General features: G+C 59.5%; 20 protein-coding genes. 9 read left to right on the top strand and 11 right to left on the bottom strand.

What is annotated here, in order from left to right; translation table 11 throughout:
- Nucleotide 1: 1 nt before the first annotated feature.
- On the bottom strand, nt 2-358 hold the full coding sequence (locus tag FPT12_RS18585; protein ID WP_145018296.1) for an NADH:ubiquinone oxidoreductase: 357 nt from the start codon (nt 356-358) through the stop codon (nt 2-4).
- Between the two features lie 27 nt (nt 359-385).
- On the opposite strand from FPT12_RS18585, the gene FPT12_RS18590 reads away from it, so the two are divergent.
- Nucleotides 386-1,357 carry a GTP-binding protein gene (locus tag FPT12_RS18590; protein WP_145018299.1) on the top strand — a complete coding sequence of 324 codons (972 nt, stop codon included), beginning with the start codon at nt 386-388 and terminating at the stop codon, nt 1,355-1,357.
- Nucleotides 1,358-1,370: 13 nt separating this feature from the next.
- Here the strand turns inward: FPT12_RS18590 and FPT12_RS18595 are convergent, their stop codons facing one another.
- Complete coding sequence (locus FPT12_RS18595) at nt 1,371-1,769, bottom strand: DUF3301 domain-containing protein (protein ID WP_145018303.1); 399 nt, start codon at nt 1,767-1,769, stop codon at nt 1,371-1,373.
- A gap of 115 nt (nt 1,770-1,884) precedes the next feature.
- Between FPT12_RS18595 and pdxY the strand changes: the two genes are divergently transcribed.
- The gene (gene pdxY, locus FPT12_RS18600) at nt 1,885-2,757 is read left to right on the top strand and encodes a pyridoxal kinase PdxY (RefSeq protein WP_145018306.1); all 873 of its coding nucleotides are present in this window, start codon (nt 1,885-1,887) and stop codon (nt 2,755-2,757) included.
- Nucleotides 2,758-2,822: 65 nt separating this feature from the next.
- Here the strand turns inward: pdxY and FPT12_RS18605 are convergent, their stop codons facing one another.
- A complete protein-coding gene (locus FPT12_RS18605; protein ID WP_019694342.1) occupies nt 2,823-3,305 on the bottom strand; it encodes an acyl-CoA thioesterase in 483 nt (160 codons plus the stop codon).
- A gap of 259 nt (nt 3,306-3,564) precedes the next feature.
- Here FPT12_RS18605 and FPT12_RS18610 point away from each other — a divergent pair, with 259 nt between their 5' ends.
- Nucleotides 3,565-5,328, top strand: a complete 1,764-nt coding sequence (locus FPT12_RS18610) for a cation:proton antiporter (protein ID WP_145018309.1) — start codon at nt 3,565-3,567, stop codon at nt 5,326-5,328.
- 21 nt (nt 5,329-5,349) lie between these two features.
- On the opposite strand, the gene FPT12_RS18615 is transcribed toward FPT12_RS18610, so the two are convergent.
- The 4 genes from FPT12_RS18615 to uvrD form a co-directional block, all read right to left on the bottom strand.
- Entirely contained in the window at nt 5,350-5,757 is a 408-nt protein-coding gene (locus tag FPT12_RS18615; protein ID WP_019694340.1) for an SMI1/KNR4 family protein, read from the bottom strand.
- A 136-nt stretch (nt 5,758-5,893) separates the two neighbouring features.
- On the bottom strand, nt 5,894-6,766 hold the full coding sequence (locus tag FPT12_RS18620; RefSeq protein ID WP_145018312.1) for a Tim44 domain-containing protein: 873 nt from the start codon (nt 6,764-6,766) through the stop codon (nt 5,894-5,896).
- A gap of 178 nt (nt 6,767-6,944) precedes the next feature.
- The gene (locus FPT12_RS18625; RefSeq protein WP_019694338.1) at nt 6,945-7,385 is read right to left on the bottom strand and encodes an EamA family transporter; all 441 of its coding nucleotides are present in this window, start codon (nt 7,383-7,385) and stop codon (nt 6,945-6,947) included.
- 68 nt (nt 7,386-7,453) lie between these two features.
- Nucleotides 7,454-9,637, bottom strand: coding sequence for a DNA helicase II (gene uvrD, locus FPT12_RS18630; RefSeq protein ID WP_145018315.1), 2,184 nt, complete (start codon nt 9,635-9,637; stop codon nt 7,454-7,456).
- Nucleotides 9,638-9,898: 261 nt separating this feature from the next.
- Between uvrD and FPT12_RS18635 the strand changes: the two genes are divergently transcribed.
- The 3 genes from FPT12_RS18635 to FPT12_RS18645 all read left to right on the top strand — a co-directional run bounded on the left by FPT12_RS18635 (nt 9,899) and on the right by FPT12_RS18645 (nt 14,229).
- Entirely contained in the window at nt 9,899-12,769 is a 2,871-nt protein-coding gene (locus FPT12_RS18635) for a bifunctional diguanylate cyclase/phosphodiesterase (RefSeq protein WP_145018318.1), read from the top strand.
- A 157-nt stretch (nt 12,770-12,926) separates the two neighbouring features.
- Entirely contained in the window at nt 12,927-13,793 is an 867-nt protein-coding gene (gene hexR / locus FPT12_RS18640) for a transcriptional regulator HexR (RefSeq protein WP_007954250.1), read from the top strand.
- A gap of 226 nt (nt 13,794-14,019) precedes the next feature.
- On the top strand, nt 14,020-14,229 hold the full coding sequence (locus FPT12_RS18645) for a PA3496 family putative envelope integrity protein (RefSeq protein ID WP_145018321.1): 210 nt from the start codon (nt 14,020-14,022) through the stop codon (nt 14,227-14,229).
- Here the strand turns inward: FPT12_RS18645 and FPT12_RS18650 are convergent.
- Nucleotides 14,171-15,133, bottom strand: a complete 963-nt coding sequence (locus FPT12_RS18650) for a LysR family transcriptional regulator (RefSeq protein ID WP_145018323.1) — start codon at nt 15,131-15,133, stop codon at nt 14,171-14,173. The genes FPT12_RS18645 and FPT12_RS18650 overlap by 59 nt on opposite strands.
- A 189-nt stretch (nt 15,134-15,322) precedes the next feature.
- Here FPT12_RS18650 and FPT12_RS18655 point away from each other — a divergent pair, with 189 nt between their 5' ends.
- The gene (locus FPT12_RS18655; protein ID WP_020294870.1) at nt 15,323-16,738 is read left to right on the top strand and encodes an acetyl-CoA carboxylase biotin carboxylase subunit; all 1,416 of its coding nucleotides are present in this window, start codon (nt 15,323-15,325) and stop codon (nt 16,736-16,738) included.
- An 11-nt stretch (nt 16,739-16,749) separates the two neighbouring features.
- The gene (gene oadA, locus FPT12_RS18660; RefSeq protein ID WP_145018325.1) at nt 16,750-18,573 is read left to right on the top strand and encodes a sodium-extruding oxaloacetate decarboxylase subunit alpha; all 1,824 of its coding nucleotides are present in this window, start codon (nt 16,750-16,752) and stop codon (nt 18,571-18,573) included.
- A 78-nt stretch (nt 18,574-18,651) separates the two neighbouring features.
- On the opposite strand, the gene FPT12_RS18665 is transcribed toward oadA, so the two are convergent.
- The 3 genes from FPT12_RS18665 to FPT12_RS18675 all read right to left on the bottom strand — a co-directional run bounded on the left by FPT12_RS18665 (nt 18,652) and on the right by FPT12_RS18675 (nt 22,023).
- Nucleotides 18,652-19,833: an autotransporter domain-containing protein gene (locus FPT12_RS18665; RefSeq protein WP_256676805.1), complete on the bottom strand. Its 1,182-nt coding sequence runs from the start codon at nt 19,831-19,833 to the stop codon at nt 18,652-18,654.
- Between the two features lie 535 nt (nt 19,834-20,368).
- Entirely contained in the window at nt 20,369-21,205 is an 837-nt protein-coding gene (locus FPT12_RS18670) for an amino acid ABC transporter permease (RefSeq protein ID WP_145018329.1), read from the bottom strand.
- The gene (locus tag FPT12_RS18675; RefSeq protein WP_145018331.1) at nt 21,202-22,023 is read right to left on the bottom strand and encodes an ABC transporter substrate-binding protein; all 822 of its coding nucleotides are present in this window, start codon (nt 22,021-22,023) and stop codon (nt 21,202-21,204) included. Before FPT12_RS18675 ends, FPT12_RS18670 begins: the two co-directional genes overlap by 4 nt.
- A 113-nt stretch (nt 22,024-22,136) precedes the next feature.
- On the opposite strand from FPT12_RS18675, the gene FPT12_RS18680 reads away from it, so the two are divergent.
- Nucleotides 22,137-23,036 (top strand): homocysteine S-methyltransferase family protein, encoded by a 900-nt coding sequence (locus FPT12_RS18680; protein ID WP_145018333.1) that lies wholly within the window; start codon nt 22,137-22,139, stop codon nt 23,034-23,036.
- Nucleotides 23,037-23,125: the final 89 nt, after the last annotated feature.

Raw genomic sequence — 23,125 nt, forward strand, 5'->3', positions numbered from 1 at the left:
CTCAAGGCGTGAGCCACGCGCCCTGACTCTGGCTTTCGCAAAAAGGCTTCAGGTACACCGCGTCTGTGGCCACGCCGTAATAGTGAATATCCTGCCGGTAAGGCATATTGGCAACTTGAGCGTTGCTGCATACACCGAAGGCACCGCTGGGACATTGCTCGAGGAATGTGACATCGACCTTCTGCCCCACGAGATTTGGCTGGCAGAAGCCGTCATGGAACATTTTTTCCGGGATGTTGCGGTTCTGCTGGCAGACTTTGACATCGAGTCGCTCCGCTTGGCTATGAACCACACAGGCCTGGGCCAACGCCTCGCTCGAAGCGAAGGCCAACAGCAATGACAAACCGATCAGTCGCATCCTTTTGCTCCCAAGAAACCGTCGAACATGCTGCAGAACATTCCTACTCACGTCATCGCCGGACCGTTAGGCGCCGGCAAGACCAGCCTGATCAAGCATCTGCTGACGCAGCGGCCGGCGAACGAGCGCTGGGCGGTGCTGATCAACGAGTTTGGTCAGGTCGGTCTCGATGCCGCGCTGTTGACCACGGGCGCCGATGGTATCGCACTGGGAGAAGTGGCTGGCGGCTGTTTGTGTTGCGTGAATGGTGCGCCGTTTCAGATTGGCCTCGGGCGGTTGCTGCGCAAATCACGGCCGGATCGCTTGTTTATCGAACCCTCGGGGCTGGGACACCCGGCGCAATTGCTCAAGCAATTAGGTGACGCGCCGTGGCTGGGCGTTCTGGCGATTCAGCCAAGCGTTCTGGTGCTCGACGCTCAAGCACTGGCCGACGGAAAACCACTGCCGGAGGCGCAACAGCAAGCGCTACCAAGCGCGGGCCTGTTGCTGTTGAACAAGGCCGAGCACCTGAACGATGAAGATCGCCAGCGCATCACCGCGCAGTTGCCGGAATGCCCGCTGTATTGGACGCAGCAGAGCGCACTGGCATTGAGTGATTTGCCGGGCGTGCACAGTCGAGCGATCGAGGGTGTGGATAACTTCAGTGCGCCTAAAGGTCTGGCGCAGATGCCGGCAGTCTGGACTGATCCGACGCAGCCGATTTGCCTGAGTCAGCAGCAGGAAGGTGGCTGGAGCATTGGTTGGCGTTGGCACCCGAGTCAGTCGTTCGAACTTTCCCGGGTCCAGGCTTGCCTGGCGGCCTTGGACTGGCGCCGGGCCAAGCTGGTTATCCACAGCGCCAAGGGTTGGGTGTCGGCCAACTCGCTGGATAACGCCGCGCTGCGCTGGCAACCCAGTGAATGGCGTCAGGACTCGCGCATCGAGCTGATTTTCGATAAGCCGCAGGATGCCGAATTACTGCAGAGGAAACTTGCGAGCTGCCGGGTGAACCTGATTTAACGCGGTTCAGGGCTCAGTGACGCAACTTGTTGTGGTCCTGGCGCCATTGACTCAGCTCGATCACCTCGGCGCTGGGCAGCACAGGTTTTTCCTCGAGCGGGATCGGGTAGGGTGCCAATTCGATCTGCGCGCTGTGGGCACCGAATTGGGTGATGGTGCCCACATGACGTGTTTCGCCAGTCACGGTGAACTCAAAGTTATACACACGGGCCAGACGTCGCCGCCCGTTGGCGTCCTTCACGAAGCCGATTTTTTTCAACGCCACATTGCCGTCGAGCAATTCGATGTCGAGTTTGGCGCAATGCCGCTTGACCCGTTCCAGGGCCCGCTCGCGCAAGCCATGGTTGTGCCATAGCCAGGCGGCACCGGTCGCCAGCAGCATCAGCACGAAGATATTTCCAAGGGTCAGCATGAACAGTGCTCCAACAAATTAGTGTCAGCTTAACTGTGTCTTCGGTCTGTCGTACAGGCCATGTTTAGTCGCATACTGCGCGGCTCGAATTTCAATCGGTTTACGGAAATCCCGCATGAAACGTACTCCCCATCTGCTCGCCATCCAGTCTCATGTGGTTTTCGGTCACGCCGGCAACAGCGCCGCGGTTTTCCCGATGCAGCGGGTCGGGGTGAACGTCTGGCCGCTTAACACCGTGCAGTTTTCCAACCACACTCAATACGGCCAGTGGGCCGGTGAAGTGCTGGCGCCGCAGCAGATTCCCGAGCTGGTGGAAGGGATCGCGGCCATTGGCGAGCTGGGCAACTGCGACGCGGTGCTGTCCGGTTATCTGGGCAGTGCTGCTCAAGGGCGGGCGATCCTCAGCGGTGTGGCGCGGATCAAGGCGATCAACCCCAGCGCCTTGTACCTGTGCGACCCGGTGATGGGGCATGCGGAGAAAGGCTGCATCGTACCGGCTGAAGTCAGCGACTTCCTGCTGGATGAAGCGGCGACGGTGGCGGATTTCATGTGCCCGAATCAGTTGGAACTGGACAGTTTCTCCGGTCGCAAGCCGCAGTCATTGTTCGATTGCCTGGCGATGGCTCGCGCGCTGTTGGCGCGTGGTCCGAAGGCGGTGCTGGTCAAGCATCTGGACTATCCCGGCAAGTTGCCGGACAGCTTCGAGATGTTGCTGGTGACGGCCGAAGGCAGTTGGCATCTGCGTCGTCCATTGCTGGCGTTCCCACGTCAGCCGGTGGGCGTGGGCGACCTGACGTCGGGTCTGTTTCTGGCGCGGGTGTTGTTGGGTGACAGCCTGGTCGCGGCCTTTGAATTCACGGCGTCGGCGGTGCATGAAGTGCTGCTGGAAACCCAGGCCAGCGCAAGCTATGAGCTGGAACTGGTGCGAGCCCAGGACCGTATTGCCCATCCTCGGGTGAAGTTCGAGGCGACGGCGATCAGTTTGTAACGTCGTCGCGGCGGAAAAGATCGCAGCCTGCGGTAGTTTCTACAGAGGCTGCGATCTGCGCGGTGTCAGGCGTCTGCCTTGATTTCGCGATAACGCTGATCCAGTTCCTGACGAATCTGCCGACGCTGTTTGGCTTGGGCATATCGGCGTTTATCTTCGCTGTTCTGCGGTTGCAACGGTGGGACAGCCGCCGGCTTACGCTGATCGTCGACCGCGACCATGGTGAAGAAGCAGCTATTGGTGTGACGCACCGAGCGCTCTCGGATGTTCTCGGTCACCACCTTGATGCCGACCTCCATCGAGGTGTTGCCGGTGTAGTTGACCGAAGCCAGAAAGGTCACCAGCTCACCGACATGGATCGGTTCGCGAAAGATCACCTGATCCACCGACAGGGTTACCACGTAGCGTCCGGCATAACGGCTGGCGCAGGCGTAGGCGACTTCGTCGAGGTATTTGAGCAGGGTGCCGCCGTGGACATTGCCAGAGAAGTTGGCCATGTCGGGGGTCATCAATACCGTCATCGACAGCTGGGCGTTTCCGGGTTCCATAGCACACTACTCACGGTTCAAGGCTGGGATTGCGGGTGCACCTCTGTGGGTGCCTGGCTGGCTTTTCAAAACCACCGTTAACGGGACGCCACGCCGATGATGGCCGTCACGCCCGAATCGATCTGTTTCTATATATTGCACCGCCTTTGCGCCCGAAGTCGCGGTGTTACCCTTCAAAAGCCCACCTCAAGGGCCCTTTCATCCGATCTGGTAATCGCCCAACGACGTCAGCACACCCAACCGCCAAGGAGTCCTTGCCATGCATGCCATCAGTTTTATTCAGGATCTGGCAGTGATCATGCTGGTTGCGGGTGTGGTGACCATTGTTTTTCATCGGCTCAAACAGCCGGTCGTCCTGGGCTACATCGTTGCCGGTTTCATCATTGGCCCGCACACCCCGCCATTCGGGTTGATCCACGACGAGCAAACCATCAAGACCCTTGCCGAACTCGGGGTGATTTTCCTGATGTTTTGCCTGGGCCTGGAGTTCAGCCTGCGCAAGCTGTTCAAGGTCGGTGCCACGGCGTTCATCGCGGCGTTCCTGGAAATCGTGCTGATGATCTGGATCGGCTACGAAATCGGCCGCTGGTTTGACTGGGGCACCATGGACTCGCTGTTCCTCGGCGCGATCCTGGCGATCTCCTCGACCACCATCATCGTCAAGGCCCTCAACGACCTGAAGATGAAGAATCAGCGTTTTGCCCAGCTGATCTTTGGTGTGTTGATCGTCGAAGACATCCTCGGTATCGGCATCATTGCCTTGCTTTCGAGTATCGCCGTCAGCGGCACCGTGAGCTCCGGCGAGGTGTTTTCCACGGTCGGCAAACTCTCGCTGTTCATGATCGTTGCGCTGGTGATCGGCATCCTGCTGGTGCCGCGCTTGCTGGCTTATGTGGCCAAGTTCGACAGCAACGAAATGCTGCTGATCACCGTACTTGGCCTGTGTTTTGGCTTTTGCCTGCTGGTGGTCAAGCTTGAGTACAGCATGGTGCTCGGGGCGTTTCTGATTGGCGCGATCATGGCCGAATCTCGGCAGCTGGTGAAAATTGAACGCCTGATCGAGCCGGTTCGCGACATGTTCAGCGCTATATTCTTTGTCGCCATTGGCCTGATGATTGATCCGCAGATTCTTCTTCAGTACGCCTGGCCCATTGCGGTGATTACCGTCGCGGTGGTGCTCGGCAAGATGCTCTCCTGTGGCCTTGGGGCGTTTATCGCCGGCAATGATGGACGCACCTCACTGCGCGTCGGTATGGGCCTGTCGCAGATTGGCGAATTCTCTTTCATCATTGCGGCGCTGGGCATGACCTTGCAGGTCACCAGCGATTTCCTTTATCCGGTGGCGGTCGCTGTTTCGGCCATCACCACCTTACTGACGCCGTACCTGATCCGTGCCGCCGATCCGCTTTCGTTGAAGTTGGCTGCAGTTATCCCGCTGCGTTTGGGCCGCGTGTTGGGGATGTATGGGGAGTGGTTGCGCAGCATTCAACCGCAGGGCGAGGGTGCGCAGCTGGCGTCGATGATTCGGCGGATTTTGTTGCAGGTCGGGGTCAATCTGGCGCTAGTGATGGCAATCTTCTTCTCGGGCAGTTTTTTTGCCGAGCGGATTTCCAGCTATCTGCATGCCTGGATCGATGATCCAAGCTGGCAGAAGGCATTGATCTGGGGCGGGGCGTTGTTGCTGTCGCTGCCGTTCCTGATTGCCGCTTATCGCAAGCTGAAGGCGCTCTCGATGTTGTTGGCGGAAATGGGCGTGAAGCCGGAGATGGCCGGCCGCCACACACAGCGAGTGCGTCGGGTGATCGCCGAAGTGATCCCGATTCTCTCGCTGCTGGTGATTTTCCTGCTGCTGGCAGCCTTGTCGGCTAGTATCTTGCCGACCAACAAGTTGCTGGGGCTGATCGCCGTTGTAACCGCCGCGGTGGCGGCTCTGCTCTGGCGCTGGTTCATCCGCGTGCACACGCGGATGCAGGTCGCCCTGCTGGAAACCCTGGACAACCACAAGGATTCGTCCGGGTATTGACCCAGCGGGGCGTCAGGCAGATCAGCTTTCCAGCCAGACGTCCCGCGCCCAGTGCCACACCGATTCCCAGGTTTCTTCGGCCAACAGCTCTTCTTCGGCCAGCCACAGCACCACGGTGCCGTCTTCTTCGACCAGGTAGTAGTTGTCACCGTCCTGGCAGATCGGAATCATGCTGCGATCAACACCGGCATCCCAGGCGTTGGCGGCAACGTCCGGCAGGTAGGTGTGCGATTGCGGGTCGGTGACAGTCACCGGCTCCAGGCTGCCGTACACGACGTCGCTGACGGTCAGCAGGAATTCTCTGAAGACGAACGGGATATCGATGAACAGTTGTTCTTCGATTTCCACCAGCAGGTCTTCGTCAGGCAGCTCCAAGGGCACCGGTACCGGTTCGTTGGCTTCTCGCAGTTGTTCGATGATTTCTTCCACGTCCGGGATCCTCTTGCTCAATGGCGCGGTTTAGTTGGGGCGGTTTATACAGTAGCTCGCTATAGATGCAACTGCGAAATAGAAAACCCCGGACGAGTCCGGGGTTTTTATTACAGCATGCGAAACGAGGGCGGTATTAACCGTTCTGACGGATACCGGCCACCAGCCAAGGCTGGTTTTCGCCTTGCGGACGTTCCATGTTCCAGCTTTCGCTGAACACTTCGCCCTGGTCGAAACGCGAGGTTTTCGACACGCCCGTGAAGGTCAGGGTGGCGATGGTCTTGTCGGCGCGATCATCCACGCCGTCCAGTTGAACGGTGAGATTGTCGATGTAGGTGGACTGGAAGCCGTCACCCAGATCGGCGCGTTCGCGCTTGAGGAACTCCAGCATTTGCGGGGTTACGAACTCGGCGATCTTGTCCATTTCATTGGCGTCCCAGTGCTGTTGCAGGGACTGGAAGTGGTTGCGTGCGGCTTCAACGAAGCGCTCTTCGTTGAACCAGGCCGGAGCGTTGATCACCGGACGAGCGGCAGCAGGAGCCGCCGAACCGCCGAAGATCGAACCCATGGCCGGCTTCTGTTCGTACACTTCACGCTGCATTGGCGCGCCCGCAGGGGCCATATGCTCTTGTTGCTTGCGGCGACGAGCGGCGATGAAGCGGAAAATCACGAACCCGATGACTGCCATGATCAGGATGTCGAAAATCTGCATGCCATGGAAGCCGCCGCCCATGAACATGGAGGCCAGCAGGCCGCCGGCAGCGATGCCGGCCAGAGGGCCGAGCCAGCGCGAAGCACCGCCGGCTTTGGCGGCAGCGCCTGCGGCACCCGCAGCACCGGCGGTCGCGGCAGCAGAACCCATGCCAGGCGAGGACGGCGCCATTTGGCTGGTCTGGTGGGTAGGCGCAGCACCTACGCTTTTGCCGCCACCGAAGCGCTTGGCGTTGGCGTCGAGGCTCATCGTCAGGCCGATGCACAGCGCCAGGGCGATGCTAAGAAAACGTTTCATAAAGGGAATTCCCATTTGTGGATGGCACGCGCGCCATGTTGCACAGGTGAAGTGACACTGGCTAGCGGCAGAGTGTTTCGGGCTTTTGCCTGACAGGCTGCGTTCAGCTCCGTCGATACAAGTAGGCGCATGTATCTTTGTCTGTAGGACAAGTGGATTGGTTGAGCAGGAACGTTGCTTAACGTCGCAATGCCAACATCACCACGCCTGCCGTGATCAGGCCGATTCCACCCCATTGGCGCAGGTCGAGCCGCTCACCCAGCAACACTGCGCCCAGCACGGCCACCAGCACCACACTAAGTTTGTCGACGGGGGCTACCAGCGAGGCTGGCCCGAGTTTCAGCGCACGGAAGTAACAAATCCACGAGGCACCGGTTGCCAGGCCAGACAGCAGCAGGAACAGGTAGCTCTTGGCGGATATCGATCCTAATGACTGATATTGGCCCGTTGCGTACAAAATCAAGGCCAGGCTGACCAATACCACGATCGTGCGCAGCAGTGTGGCGAAGTCGGAATTGACGTTTTCGATGCCGACCTTGGCGAAAATCGCGGTCAGCGCAGCGAAAGCAGCCGACAACAGGGCCCAGAATGTCCAGGAAGAAAAGAAGCCTGAGCCCATGCGTATTCCTCTAAGTTGATCGTTCCCACGCAGAGCATGGGAACGATCATCAACGGTGTTGCGATCAGTCAGATGGCTTCGAGCTTGGCGTAGCCGAGCATCAGCCACTTGCTGCCTTCGCTGAAGTTCACTTGCACCCGGGCCTGCGCGCCAGCGCCTTCGAAGTTGAGGATCACCCCTTCGCCGAAGACCGCGTGTTGCACTTGCTGACCGAGGCTGAACGCGGTTTCCGGGATCTCCGTGCCGGCGAACATGCTGCTCGAACTTTGCTTCTGGCCGCCACCGAATGGGCGGCTGACGCTGTTGGACAGCCGCACTTCCTGAATCAGGCCTTTAGGGACTTCGCGTACGAAGCGTGAAACCTTGTTGTAGGTTTCGCTGCCGTACAGGCGTCGGGTTTCGGCGTAGGTCATCACCAGGTTTTGCATGGCCCGGGTAATGCCGACGTAAGCCAGGCGGCGTTCCTCTTCAAGGCGGCCGGGCTCTTCCAGGCTCATCTTGTGCGGGAACAGGCCTTCTTCCATGCCCACCAGGAATACGTAAGGGAATTCCAGGCCTTTGGCGCTGTGCAAGGTCATCAGCTGAATGCTGTCTTCGTGCTCGTCGGCCTGAGTGTCGCCGGCTTCCAGCGAAGCATGGCCGAGGAACGCGGCCAGCGGCGTCAGGTCTTCGTCTTCTTCGGCGCTTTCAAAGTTGCGCGCCGCGCTGACCAGTTCCTCAAGGTTTTCTACCCGCGCCTGACCTTTCTCGCCTTTTTCCGCTTCGTGATAGGCAATCAGGCCGGACTGCTCGATGACGGTCTGGGTCATCAGGTGCAACGGCATTTCGGCGGTGGTGGTCGCCAGGTGCTCGATCAACTCGATGAACGCACCCAGAGCGCCGGCTGCGCGACCGGTGAGGCCTTTATTGGCCACCAGCTGACGCATGGCTTCCCACATCGACACATCGCTGTGACGAGCGTGATCACGGATCGCTTCGACGGTTTTTTCGCCAATGCCACGGGCCGGAACGTTGATCACCCGTTCCAGCGCCGCATCGTTGCCGCGACCTTCGAGCAAACGCAGGTAAGCCATGGCGTTCTTGATTTCAGCCCGCTCGAAGAAGCGCTGGCCGCCATAGATGCGGTACGGAATGCGTTCGCGCAGTAGCGCTTCTTCCAAAACCCGCGATTGGGCGTTAGAGCGGTACAAAATCGCGATATCGCTGCGCGCCATGCCGGTTTTCAGCGCGCTTTCGATGGTTTCCACCACGTAGCGTGCTTCGTCATGTTCGTTGAATGCGGCGTACAGGTTGATCGCTTCGCCTTCGCCGCCGTCGGTCCACAGCTCTTTGCCCAGACGCCCGGTGTTGTTGGCGATCAAGGCGTTGGCGGCCTTGAGAATTCCGGCGGTGGAGCGGTAGTTCTGCTCCAGGCGAATGACTTCCGCGTCCGGGAAGTCGGCCGAATACTGGTGAATGTTCTCGATTTTCGCGCCGCGCCAACCGTAGATCGACTGATCGTCGTCGCCCACCACCATCAGGCTGTCGCCGCCCTTGGCCAGCAGACGCAACCAGGCGTACTGCACGGCGTTGGTGTCCTGGAATTCGTCCACCAGCACATGACGGAAGCGCTTCTGATAATGCGCCAGCAGGCCCGGATGATCGCGCCACAGGTCGAGGGCGCGCAGCAGCAGTTCGGAGAAGTCGATGACGCCCGCGCGCAAGCACGCGGCCTCGTAGGCTTCATAGATGCTGCGCATGGTGGCCAGGAACAGATCGCCACTGGCTTGAATATGTTGCGGGCGCAGACCTTCGTCTTTCTGCCCGTTGATGAACCACTGGGCCTGACGGGCCGGCCAGCGTTGCTCGTCCAGTCCCAGCTCGCGGATCACCCGCTTGACCAGCCTCTGCTGGTCATCGCTGTCGAGGATCTGGAAGGTCTGGCTCAGGCCGGCTTCCTGCCAGTGCGCCCGCAGCAAGCGGTGCGCCAGGCCGTGGAAGGTGCCGACCCACATGCCGGCCGGGTTGATACCCATCAGTTGCTCGATGCGATGGCGCATCTCGGCAGCGGCCTTGTTGGTGAACGTCACCGACAGGATCGAGTGTGGCGAGGCGTTCTCGACCTGGATCAACCAGGCGATACGGTGCACCAGCACACGGGTTTTACCGGAACCAGCACCGGCCAGGACCAACTGACGACCCACGGAGGCAGCTACGGCCTGGCGTTGGGCATCGTTGAGGGAGTTCAGCAGAAGGGAGAGATCATCGCGCATCAGGGCATTCTAGGGTGCCGCGCCACACCGGGCAAACCGAGCTTTGCATTAACCGATGAAAGAAGTGCAGGGGACGACCGGTCAGTCATTCATCGCAAGCCTTGATGGGCCGCGCTTCTGCGGTTTTGAGCGCTGGCAACGGGCCATTTGATTTGTCGATTTTCTGATCTGGAGCTGTTTGGTCCGGGCCATTGCTTGTGTATGCTCCGTCGACATTTCGGGCTCATCACGCTCGCCTTTATAAGAACAAGAATATTGCCTATGACCCTCAGCACCAGCCTGTCGGGCCCTTCTGTGGATCCGCGGGTTATCCGCAAACAGTACGCCATGGAGATGGCGGTCGAGCGCACGCGTCTGCTGTATCAGGGCTCGTTGCTGCCCACGTTGTTCATGTTGATCAATGGCCTGGTCTGCGCCGGGTTGCTCTGGAGTCCGCAGCGCTATTTCCTGGTGAGCATCTGGCTGATCTGGTTACTGTCGCTGGTGGCGCTGCGGGTGATTCAGGTCGCAGCCTTCGACTCGGCGATGCCCAGTCGTCAGGCGCAGCCAGTCTGGCGTCGAATGTTTCTGTTGGGTTCGGCCATGACCGGCCTGACGCTGGCCGGTGCCGGTATTGCCTTGGTGCCCACCGACAGTTTCCTGCAACAAGCCTGGGTATTCGGCCTGATCGGCGCGGCGACCCTCTCGGCCAGTGTCGCCTATGCGGTGAGTCTGCCGGCCTTCCTGTCTTTTACCTTGCCGTGTCTGTTACCGGCGATCGGTTATTTGTTCTGGGGCGGCGATGAACAGCAGCAAGGCTGGGGTTGGCTCGGGCTGATTCTGTTGGGCTCACTGAGTGTGGTCGCGTGGCAGGTTAATCGGCTGATCCAGCACGGCTTGATGCGGCGTTTCCAGAATCAGGCACTGATTGAGCACTTGCAGCAGGCGCAAAGTCGCAGCGAGCAACTCAATCAGGAATTGGCGCGGGAAATCGAACAGCGTCGCCACGCCGAAGAAGAGCTGCGTGAAGCCCAGGTCGGCCTCGAAAGCCGTGTCGCCCAGCGTAGCCGCGAACTGGACGCCGCCAACCAGGCCCTGAGCAAGAGCGAAGCGCGGCTGGCGCTGGCGTTGAAGGCCAGTGAACTGGGGCTCTGGGACTGGAACCTGCAAACCGATGAGGTGCATCACACCCAACTCAAGGAGTTGTTCGGCCTTGAACCGGAATTCGTCACGGCGATGCTCAGTCACTTGAAGCCGCGCCTGCACCCGCAGGACTTGCCGCCGCTGCGGCGGGCGCTGGTCGAGCATTTGAAGGGCCGCACCGAGGATTATCAGATCGAATACCGCGTGCGCCATGGTGATGGCCACTGGGTCTGGATCGAAGACCGCGGCCGGGCAGTGGAGCGGGGGGCCAATGGACGGGTGATCCGGATGGTCGGCACCCGGCGTGACATCAGCGTCAGCAAAGGGCTTGAAGAGCAGCGGCAACTGGCGGCGACAGTGTTTGAAGCGGCCAGCGAAGGCATTGTGATTTTCGATCCGGATTACGCCTTGATCGCGGTCAATCAGGCGTTCAGCCGGGTCACCGGGTATCAGATTGAAGATTTGCTGGGGCGCAATGTGGTCGAACTGCCGTGCAGTCGTGATGCGCGGCGGCACTACTCGGCGATCCATCAGGCACTGGAACAACACGGTAGCTGGCAAGGTGAGTTGGTGGAGGCGCGCAAAAACGGCGAGCTCTATCCACAATGGCTGCAACTGAGTGTGGTGCGCGATGCTCGAGGAAATATCAGTCATATCGTGGGCTTTTTCGCCGATCTGTCAGCCCGGCGCGAATCCGAAGAGCGCATGCGCTACCTGACCCACTACGACGAACTGACCGGGCTGGCCAACCGCTCATTGTTCCGTGAGCGCCTGCATGAAGCCCATCAACGGGTACGCCAGGGCGGCCGGAGTCTGGCGCTGCTGCACATCAACCTGGACCGTTTCAAATTGCTCAACGACAGCCTCGGCCATGAAGTCGCCGATCAGATGCTGCAGAAAATGGCTCGGCGTCTGGTCAATGCGCTGCCAGAGGCGGACACCATTGCGCGTTTGTCGGGAGACGAGTTCGCGGTGCTGTTCGATGCTTATGGCAACCTGTCGAGCCTGGCTCGGGTCGCTACCCGATTGTCGGCCAAGCTGCGCTTGCCGCTGACCGTTGAAGGGCATGAGCTGGTGGTCAGTGCGTCGATGGGCATCAGCATGTTGCCGGACAACGCGCGGGAAACTTCCGCGCTGGTCAGCCAGTCAAACATGGCCATGCAACATGCCAAGCATCTGGGCGGGAACAACTTCCAGTTCTACACCGACAGCCTGCAGGCCAGCACCCTTGAGCGCTTGCAGCTGGAGAACCAACTGCGCAAGGCCATCGAAGAAAAGCAACTGAAGGTGTTTTACCAGCCGAAACTCTGCCTCGCGACTGGCCGTTTGAACTCCGCTGAAGCGTTGGTGCGCTGGGATCATCCGACCATGGGGCGGGTGCCGCCGGGGGATTTTATCGGGTTGGCAGAGGAAGTCGGATTGATCGGGGCCATTGGCGAATTCGTGCTACGCCAAGCCTGCTGGCAAGCGTGCGAGTGGCAGCGTCAGGGGCTGGAGCCGATTCGGGTTTCGGTCAATCTGTCGGTCCACCAGCTGCGTCAGGGCAAGCTGGTCAGCCTGGTGCGCCAGGTGCTTGAAGAAACCGGTCTGGCGCCTCACTACCTCGAACTGGAACTGACAGAAAGCCAGTTGCTGGACAGCGTCGAGCACATCATCGCGACCTTCCAGCAGTTGCGCGACCTTGGTGTGAAGCTGGCGATCGACGACTTTGGCACGGGGTATTCGTCGCTGAGCTACCTCAAGCGCATTCCCGTGGACTACGTGAAGATCGATCAGGCGTTCATCCGTGGGCTGGGGGAGGGCGGTTCAGACGCCGCGATCACCCGGGCAATCATTGCCATGGCGCATGGGCTTTCGCTGAAAGTAGTGGCGGAGGGCGTGGAAACGTATGAGCAGCTGGCGTTTCTCAAGGATCAATCCTGCGATGAAGTGCAGGGCTACCTGATCAGCCGGCCGGTGCAAGCGTTTGTATTGGCGGACTTACTGCGTGCGGACAATCTGTCTGCGTAGCTGCTGCGGTTGTATAGACCACCTTGCTACATGGTGTGCGCCCGGCCAAAACAAGGACATGGAGTTACGCATTGAGCAGGCAAAAAGCGAATTCTTGTAGTATAACTACAAAATTGCTACATCCCCGGCGTCAGCCAATAACAATGAGTCCTGCCCTTTGAACCTGTTGCAACACATCGCCCAGTCGCGCCACCTGTTACGCAAATCGGAGCTCAAGGTTGCCGATCACGTGCTGCTTGACCCTGCGGCTGTGATGCACAGTTCCATGGCCGATCTTGCCCACAGCGTCGGCATCAGCGAGCCGACCATCGTGCGTTTCTGCCGTGCCATTGGTTGTTCGGGTTTTCAGGACTTGAAGCTGAAGCTGGCGCAAAGCCTGGCAGCTGGGGCGAGCTTCGGGCAGTTCGCGATTCACGAAGACGACTCGGTCGCCGACTACAGCCTGAAAATTTTCGACACCACCCTGCACACCCTGATGGAAGTTCGCGAGAAGCTCGATCCGTTGGAGTTGCAGAGGGCTGTGACCCTCATGTCCCAGGCTCAGCGCGTCGAGTTCTATGGTTTTGGGGCGTCCGGCGCCGTTGCGGCGGATGCCCAGCATAAATTCTTCCGGTTGCTGCTGACGGCTGCGGCCTATTCCGACCCGCACATGCAGGCGATGTCGGCGGTCACGCTGAAGCCGACGGACGTGGCGATCTGCATTTCCCAGTCCGGCCGCTCCAAGGACCTGTTGATCACCGCCAACCTGGTGCGTGAAAGCGGTGCCTCGCTGATCACGTTGTGCCCAAGCCAGACCCCGTTGGCCGAGCTGTCGACCGTCAACCTGGCGATCGATGTGCATGAAGACACCGAAATCTATACGCCGCTGACCTCGCGTATCGCACACCTGGTGGTGATCGACGTGCTGGCCATGGGCGTGGCCATGGCGCGTGGGCCGAGCCTGGTCAACCACCTCAAGAGCGTCAAGCGCAGCCTTCGCAGCCTGCGTCTGTCGCCCAAGTCGGTCAAAGCCCTCGACGATTGACCTCAAGGCTGGTGATCGTTCCCACGCGCAGCAAAGGAATGCAGCCAAGGACGCTCCGCGTCCCGCAATGCAGAGCGTCGCAAGAGGCGCTACCACGCAGAGCGTGGGAGCGATCAATAGCGTCCTCGAAGTTGGCAACTTTCACATCCCTGTAATCCCCGCGCCGCTAAACCGTCATCCCCCGGGCCTATCTTGAAACTCCCGTACTCGCCTTGGGAGACTCGAAATGGCCCAGCACTACGAAGAACGCAACAGCGCAGTCAGAACCCGCCGTCAGCAAGAAGACCAGCGTCGCATGGCGTTTCGCCGCGCGATTGAAGATCGCTGCGAGCACCGCCAGCTTCTGGCCGAGATCGGTGAATACCCGGATCTGGAACTCAATTACTGGCAGGCAAAACCGGCAGTTTCGCGTCGAAACGCTCAACCAGCGCGCTGATCTGCACCCGTTCACTGCGGATAAACCCCAGGAACGCATGCGCTACCGGTGACAGGCGTTTGGCTTTGGCCTGCACCAGGCACCAGCTGCGGTACAACGGCAGCTCTTCGACCGGCAGCTCTTTGAGCCCGCCGGTCGCCAACTCCAGGTTCAGGGCGTGGCGCGTCAACAAGGCCAGGCCCAGACCCGCCACCACACATTCGCGCTGGGCTTCGGCCGACGAGACTTCCTGGGTCTGGTTGAAGTGCACGCGCTTCTCTTTGAAATACTCCTCGCACGCCAGCCGTGTCCCGGAGCCGGGTTCGCGCAGCAGCAATGTGTAGGGCTCAAGATCCTGCAAGCGCAGGGGGCCCATATGGCACAGCGGATGATCCGGTGGCGCCACGGCGACGATCGGGTTGTTGAGGAACGGCAAAAACTCCAGGCCCATGTCCTGCGGCACCATGGACATGATCACCAGGTCGTCGCGGTTGTCGGACAGGCGTCGGATGACCTGTCCGCGGTTGACTACCGTCAGTTGCAGGTTCACTTCCGGGTGTTGGCGCTTGAAGGCGGCAAACAAGTGCGGTACGAAGTACTTGGCGCTGGATTCCACCGCCAGTTTCAGCTGGCCTTGCAATGAGCCTTGCATGTCCGAGAGCTGCATATCGAGGTTTTCCAGGCGCCCGAAAATATCCCGGCTGGCGCGCTGTAACGCTTCAGCCGCTTCGGTCATGTAGAGCTTTTTGCCGACGTAATCGAACAAAGGCTGACCAATCAGCTCTTCAAGCTGACGAATCTGTAGGCTGACGGCCGGTTGTGTGAGCGACATTTCGTCGGCGGCGCGGCTGTAGGAACGCAAATCGCAGACTTCGTTGAAGATCTGAAGCTGGCGTAATGTCATACGCATCAAGGACTTACGCATTATTGAAACACTCTGGTCGCGGGCGGGCCCTTCAACTATAAGTCTTTACTTATGCCTGACCCAATTATTATTGATTTTTGTTAATCCCTTGAGCGGGCTAGTGTGACTACGCGACTGGCTTGAAATATTTAGTCACGCGCCGACCCAGTCCAAGGTCGTGGGTAGCAACCGGCTCAAGGGAACCTCCAAGTGATAAAAAAAATCCTGATTGCCAACCGTGGTGAGATTGCCGTACGAATCGTACGTGCCTGCGCCGAGATGGGCATTCGTTCGGTCGCGATCTATTCCGACGCCGATCGCCATGCGTTGCATGTCAAACGCGCCGATGAAGCCCACAGCATTGGTGCCGAGCCACTGGCCGGCTACCTGAACCCGCGCAAGCTGGTGAACCTCGCGGTGGAAACCGGTTGCGACGCGTTGCACCCAGGTTATGGCTTTCTTTCGGAAAACGCCGAGCTGGCCGATATCTGCGCCGAGCGCGGTATCAAATTCATTGGCCCATCGGCAGAAGTCATACGCCGCATGGGCGACAAGACCGAAGCTCGCCGCAGCATGATCAAGGCTGGCGTGCCGGTCACGCCGGGCACAGAAGGCAACGTCGCCGACATCGCCGAAGCCCTGACCGAAGGCGATCGCATCGGTTACCCGGTGATGCTCAAGGCCACCTCCGGTGGTGGCGGTCGCGGGATTCGTCGCTGCAACAGCCGCGAAGAGCTGGAGCAAGCTTTCCCGCGGGTGATTTCCGAAGCGACCAAGGCCTTTGGTTCGGCGGAAGTCTTCCTCGAAAAATGCATCGTCAATCCCAAGCACATCGAAGCGCAGATCCTTGGCGACAGCTTCGGCAACGTGGTGCACCTGTTCGAGCGTGATTGCTCGATCCAGCGTCGCAACCAGAAGCTGATCGAGATCGCCCCGAGCCCGCAACTGACGCCAGAGCAACGCGCCTACATCGGCGACCTGTCGGTGCGTGCAGCCAAGGCGGTGGGTTACGAGAACGCCGGCACCGTGGAGTTCCTGCTCGCCGAGGGCGAGGTGTACTTCATGGAGATGAACACCCGGGTGCAGGTGGAACACACCATCACCGAAGAAATCACCGGTATCGACATCGTCCGTGAGCAGATCCGCATTGCCTCCGGTCTGCCGCTGTCGGTGAAGCAGGAAGACATCCAGCACCGCGGTTTTGCGCTGCAATTCCGGATCAACGCCGAAGACCCGAAAAACAACTTCCTGCCGAGCTTCGGCAAGATCACCCGTTACTACGCACCCGGCGGTCCCGGTGTACGTACCGACACGGCGATCTACACCGGTTACACCATTCCACCGTTCTACGATTCGATGTGCCTGAAACTGGTGGTCTGGGCGTTGACCTGGGAAGAAGCGATGGACCGTGGCTTGCGTGCCCTCGACGACATGCGTCTGCAAGGGGTCAAGACCACTGCCGCTTATTACCAGGAAATTCTGCGTAACCCGGAATTCCGTAGCGGTCAGTTCAACACCAGCTTCGTTGAAAGCCACCCTGAGCTGACCAACTACTCGATCAAGCGCAAACCCGAAGAGCTGGCCCTGGCCATCGCCGCCGCCATCGCCGCCCACGCAGGCCTGTGAGGACTATTCCAATGACTAACTCTTTACCTACAAAGCGTATCCACATAACCGACACAATCCTGCGCGACGCCCACCAATCGCTGCTCGCGACCCGCATGCGCACCGATGACATGCTGCCGATCTGCGACAAGCTCGACAAAGTCGGCTACTGGTCGCTGGAAGTCTGGGGCGGCGCGACGTTCGACGCCTGCGTGCGCTTCCTCAAGGAAGACCCGTGGGAGCGTCTGCGCAAACTGCGTGCGGCGCTGCCTAACACCCGTCTGCAAATGCTCCTGCGCGGCCAGAACCTGTTGGGCTATCGCCACTACAGCGACGACGTGGTCAAAGCGTTCGTCGCCAAGGCGGCGGTGAATGGCATCGACGTGTTCCGCATCTTCGACGCGATGAACGACGTGCGTAACCTGCGGGTGGCCATCGAAGCGGTGAAAGCTGCCGGCAAACACGCTCAGGGCACCATCGCCTACACCACCAGCCCAGTGCACACCATCGAGGCTTTTGTGGCGCAAGCCAAGCAAATGGAAGCCATGGGTTGCGACTCCGTGGCGATCAAGGACATGGCTGGCCTGCTGACCCCGTACGCCACTGGCGAACTGGTCAAGGCGCTCAAAACCGAGCAGTCGCTGCCGGTGTTCGTCCACTCTCACGATACCGCTGGCCTGGCTGCGATGTGCCAACTCAAGGCCATCGAAAATGGTGCCGACCATATCGACACTGCGATCTCCAGTTTCGCCTGGGGCACCAGCCACCCAGGCACCGAGTCGATGGTCGCCGCCCTGAAGGGCAGCGAATACGACACCGGCCTGAGCCTGGAACTGCTGCAGGAAATCGGTTTGTACTTCTACGCCGTGCGCAAGAAGTATCACCAGTTCGAAAGTGAATTCACTGCCGTCGACACCCGCGTGCAAGTCAACCAGGTGCCGGGCGGGATGATTTCCAACCTCGCCAACCAGTTGAAAGAGCAGGGCGCTCTGAACCGCATGAGCGAAGTGCTGGCCGAAATTCCGCGGGTTCGCGAAGACCTCGGCTTCCCACCGCTGGTGACTCCGACTTCGCAGATCGTCGGCACTCAGGCGTTCTTCAACGTGTTGGCCGGTGAGCGTTACAAGACCATCACCAACGAAGTGAAGCTCTACCTGCAAGGCGGCTACGGCAAAGCGCCGGGTGTTGTGAACGAGAAGCTGCGCCGTCAGGCGATCGGCAGCGAAGAAGTCATTGATGTCCGTCCGGCGGATTTGATCAAGCCGGAAATGACCAAGCTGCGCGGCGAAATCGGTGCCTTGGCCAAGTCTGAAGAAGACGTGCTCACCTATGCGATGTTCCCGGACATAGGGCGCAAGTTCCTTGAAGAACGCGAAGCCGGCACCCTGACACCGGAAGTGCTGTTGCCGATTCCGGAGGCTGGCGGCGTGACCTCGGCGGGTGGCGAAGGTGTGCCGACCGAGTTTGTCATCGACGTTCACGGCGAAACCTACCGCGTCGACATCACCGGTGTGGGCGTCAAGGCCGAAGGCAAGCGTCACTTCTACCTGTCCATCGACGGCATGCCGGAAGAAGTGGTGTTCGAGCCGCTCAACGAATTCGTCAGCGGTGGCAGCAGCAAGCGCAAGCAAGCCAGCGCGCCGGGCCACGTCAGCACCACCATGCCAGGCAACATCGTCGATGTGCTGGTCAAGGAAGGCGACACCGTGAAAGCCGGTCAGGCGGTGCTGATCACCGAAGCGATGAAGATGGAAACCGAAGTGCAAGCGGCCATCGCCGGCAAAGTGACTGCCATCCACGTGGCCAAGGGCGACCGGGTCAACCCGGGCGAAATCCTGATTGAGATCGAAGGCTGATTTAACAGCCTCGACTGCAACACTTTTACCTCGGGGGGGCATGTGCCCCCCTTTTTTTTCGCCCCGGATTTGTGGACGTTAGAAGCTCATCCGCCACTGCCCCATCACGCCGTTTTCGTGGCTGTTGCTGCTCATCTCACCGTTGTAGGCAACACTCAGGGAGTGCTGCTGTGAGACCCTCAGGTCCAACCCCGCTTCCAGTGTCAGGCTGTTGCGGTCCAGTGGAATGCCTTCGACGTAGAACGACTCGCCACCTACCAAAAAGGTCTGATGTACATGGCTGCTGACATTGCCGTAGATGTGCTTCCAGCCAGCGCTCATACGCGGGGTCAGGCTCATGCCGTTTTCCAGGTCGCTGCGGTGTGCCAGGCGCAGGCCAAAGATACTGTTGAAGTTGCGTTGGGTTTGTTTGTCGACTTTCAGCGCAGCATCCCCACCTTTTTCCCGGTAGCTGTCGCGTTGGTAATGTTCATACCCCAGGCTTGCGAAAGGCTCGGCCTGCAGGGCGCCACGCCCCAGGTTGTAACCGACTTCGGCGAAAACCAGCTGGCTGCTGGCGTCGTAGCTGCCTTTGAGTGGGTCGCTGTAACCATTGAAGGCAATGTTGCGTTTGGTGGTTCCGTCATGACTGCTGTAGGTCGCACCCAGCCGCAATGCCAACGGACCACTTTGGCGCAGCGCATAGGCACCGAGGTGCCAGCTGTCGAGATCGCCGTCCAGTAATACCCCGTCCAGGCGTGTTTGTGATTTGCCACCGAGTACGCCTGCGCGCCAATCATTGTCGAGTGACCAGTCGGCCCCCACCACTACACCGTGAGTGCGTTGTCGTAATGCGCTGTCGTCCTGTTTGTCATCGAGGGTTGCGGAGTTGCCCAGCGCCTGGATCCAGACCCTGCCGTTGCTATCGTGACCGGTTGCCGAGTGATCTTGCAGGCTCGCGTCGTTGCTCAGCTCGCGCAGGGTCGAAAGCATGCTCGCGCTCACCGGCCGGACACTGCTCAGCGTGGCATTGGCGAGGTTGGCGTTGCTGGCGCCAGCCAGTTGCTCCAGCGCTATGGCGGCCGTTGCGGTGTTGCTGGTGAGCAGGGCATTGATGGCGGCATTGTTTGCAAGCGTCTTCGGCGTTTGTGTTGTGCCGGGTTTATCGGAGTCGAGGCTGTTGGCGACCGAGGGGGCATTGGTCATCACTTCCGCCGGGAGTTCAGGTGTCAGTGCAGCGCTCAATCCTTCACTTGCCGAGGGTTCTTTGGGGGCAATCATGTCCTCGACGAGCAGCGGATCAGGATCAGGAACAGCAACAGGAACGGCTTGTCTGTTATCGGGGGGGATCAACGCCACTGCGGTGGTGACGGGGACGTCGGGTAAGTGCTGTTCGACAGAGTCCTGAGGGGTGGGTTTGGGTTTCGCAGGTTTTCGGGCTTTGACCGGACGAGGCTTGGTCTCGGTTACTTCGGGCTCTGTTAGCTGAGCATGGGACATTTCGCTGCAGCCGAAGACGAGGGCGATTGCCAGAGCGAGATGGTGTGGACGATGAGTGTGCAAAATGGGCATTGAATGCGACCTCTTCCTTGGGGAGGTCGAACTCTAAAAGGGCGGGCACATGCCTCGATGCCGGGTATTTCCGGCTCTTGTGCGAGGTGTTGGAGCTTCGGTTGTAGAAAAGACTCCGCCTTGGAGGCCGCATGACTATTGGCCTCCCGTTGCTGACGTTTTTCCTTACGTCGTTCTCGGATACATCGATTTCAGGAGGGTTGCGATGCCTTGGATGCACAAGGCTTGCGGCGAAATGGACGTCTTAGCTCCGCTGCTTGTACGCCTTCCCGTAATGCTGCTCCATCCGCGCCTGAATCAACTCCAGACCAATCGACATCAGCCAGTAGATGATCGCTGCCGTGCTCAGCATTTCGATGTAGCGATAGCTGGAACGGCCGTAGGACTGCGCCAGGAACATCACTTCCCAGACGCCCATCACCGAGATCAGTGATGAGTCTTTGAGCATCGAGATGAATTGGTTGGTGGTGGGCGGGATGATGGTGCGCATGGCCTGTGGCAGGGTGACTCGCCAGAAGATCACCGACTCGCGCATACCCAACGCGAGGGAAGCTTCGCGCTGGCCATGAGGTACACCGACGATGCCCGCACGGAAAATTTCGCTCAGGTACGCACCGTAATTCAGCGATAACGCGATGATCCCGGCGGCAATGGCGCCGGGGACAATGCCCAGCTGCGGCAGGCCGAGGTAGATCAACAGGATCTGAATCAGCAGCGGCGTGCCCCGAAAAAACGACGCGTAGAAACTGGCGATGCCGAACGCCACGGCACTCTTCGACAACCGCGCCAGGGCGGTGATGAAGCCCAGCAGCGACGAGGCGACAATCGAGCACAGGCACAAAAACAGTGTCAGTGCTGCGCCTTGCAAGAAGCCGTTGGGCGCCAGATGCAGGCCGATCAGGTTCGGCAGCTTGTCGAGAATGATCGAAAACTTCAGGTCGAAGCTCAGGAAGAAACTCGCGAACAGACCCAGCATCGCCGCCCAGGTCAGGTACAGGCGGGTACGAAAACCAAAGACGCGTTTGAGCAATGACTCGGCCACCGGTTGCGGTGGCTGAGGAGGGCGGGGGAAAGAAGTCATTTGCTGATATCGGCGCCGATCCATTTTTGTGACAGCCGGCTCAGGGTGCCGTCCTGTTTCAACTGGGCAAAGACTTCGCGCACTTTGCCATCCCACTGGGCATCACCCTTTTCGATGGCCACGGAGTTGGGTTCCGAGTACAGCGGCTCGCCGGCAAGCTTGAAGCGCTGGTCCTGGGTCAGGCGCGGTTGTGCGGTCACCAGGTTGGTGAGGACTGCATCCAGTCGCACGCCAGCGCCCAGGCTCAGGTCCTGGAAGGCGACGTTGTCGGTGTCATATGGGGCGATCTGCACGTCCTCGAACGGGTACTGCAATCGGGTGTCTTCAGCGCCTTCGATCACCAGGTTCTTGTTCAGGTAGCTTTCGTAGCTGGATGCGCTGGTGAGGCCGACTTTTTTGCCGCTCAGGTCTTTGGCGTTATGGATGCGATCGTCTTTGGCATTGACCACAATCACTGCTGGCGAAGCGTAGTACTCCACCGGGAAATCGAAGACTTCGGCGCGGGCCTTGCTCGGGGTCATGGAGCAGATGCAGATGTCATAGCGACCGCTCCAGCGACCGGCAGCGATCACGTCCCAGGACGGTGTTTCGAGACGCAGTTTGACGCCAAGTTTGTCCGCCACGGCTTTAGCCACGTCGACGTCGAAACCGTCGAGCTGGTTCTGATCGTTGAGGAACGAGAACGGCGGATAGCTTTCCATCAGCACGCCCACCAACTCTTTCTTTTGCTCGATACGGTCCAGCGTCGCACCGGCAAAGGCTTGGGAAGAGGCAGCGAGAATCGTCAGGCCCAGGGCCAGTAGCGGTTGAAGTTTCACGGGCAGTTCCTGACTAAAAAAGAAGTTGTTATTAACGGAATGGTGCGTATTTAATAGTTATAAGGACGACTCCGGTAGTGAGTTATTTTCATAAGCATATGAGAAAAAAACATATGGACGCAGGCAGCACGGTAATTCTGGATGGCGGTATGGGTCGCGAACTGCAACGCCGAGGCGCGCCGTTCAGGCAGCCTGAGTGGTCCGCGCTGGCGTTGAGCGAAGCACCGCAAGCGGTTGAGGCCGTCCATACGGCCTATATCGAAAGCGGTGCGAACGTGATCACCAGCAACAGCTACGCGGTGGTGCCGTTTCATATCGGTGAAGAACGTTTTGCGGCTGAAGGTCAGGCGCTTGCCGCTTTGGCAGGTGAGCTTGCACGGCGTGCCGCCGACGCGGCTAAACAGCCCGTGCGTGTGGCGGGTTCATTGCCGCCGCTGTTCGGCTCCTATCGTCCGGACCTTTTTGATGCTGCTCGGGTGACTGAATTGCTGACGCCATTGGTCACGGGGCTGGCGCCTCATGTCGACCTGTGGCTGGCCGAAACCCAGAGTTCGATTGTCGAAGCGCGGGCTATTCATGCCGGTTTGCCAAAGGACGGTAAGCCGTTCTGGCTGTCGTTTACCTTGAAGGATGAAGACACGGACGACGTGCCGCGTTTGCGTTCGGGTGAACCTGTAACCGAAGCCGCTGCGGTGGCCGCAGAGCTGGGTGTCGAGACGTTGCTGTTCAACTGCAGCCAGCCGGAAGTCATCGGTGCGGCGATTGATGCTGCGCGGGAAACCTTCGAGCGTTTGGGTGTGAAGACTCACATCGGCGCGTACGCCAACGCCTTTCCGCCGCAACCGAAAGAGGCCACGGCCAATGATGGTCTGGACCCGTTGCGCGAGGACCTCGATCCGCCTGGTTACTTGCATTGGGCGGCCGATTGGCAGAAGCGCGGCGCCAGCCATCTCGGTGGTTGCTGCGGGATTGGCCCGGAGCATATAGCGGTGTTGGCGCAGAAGTTGGCGTGAAGCCATTCGCGAGCAAGTGAAGCATCGCTTGGGGCATTATCGTAAAGTCAAAAGATCGCAGCCGCAGGCTGCGATCTTTTACTGTCAGG

Origin of the sequence: Pseudomonas sp. H3(2019), assembly GCF_007713465.1 — a bacterium.
GTDB lineage: Bacteria > Pseudomonadota > Gammaproteobacteria > Pseudomonadales > Pseudomonadaceae > Aquipseudomonas.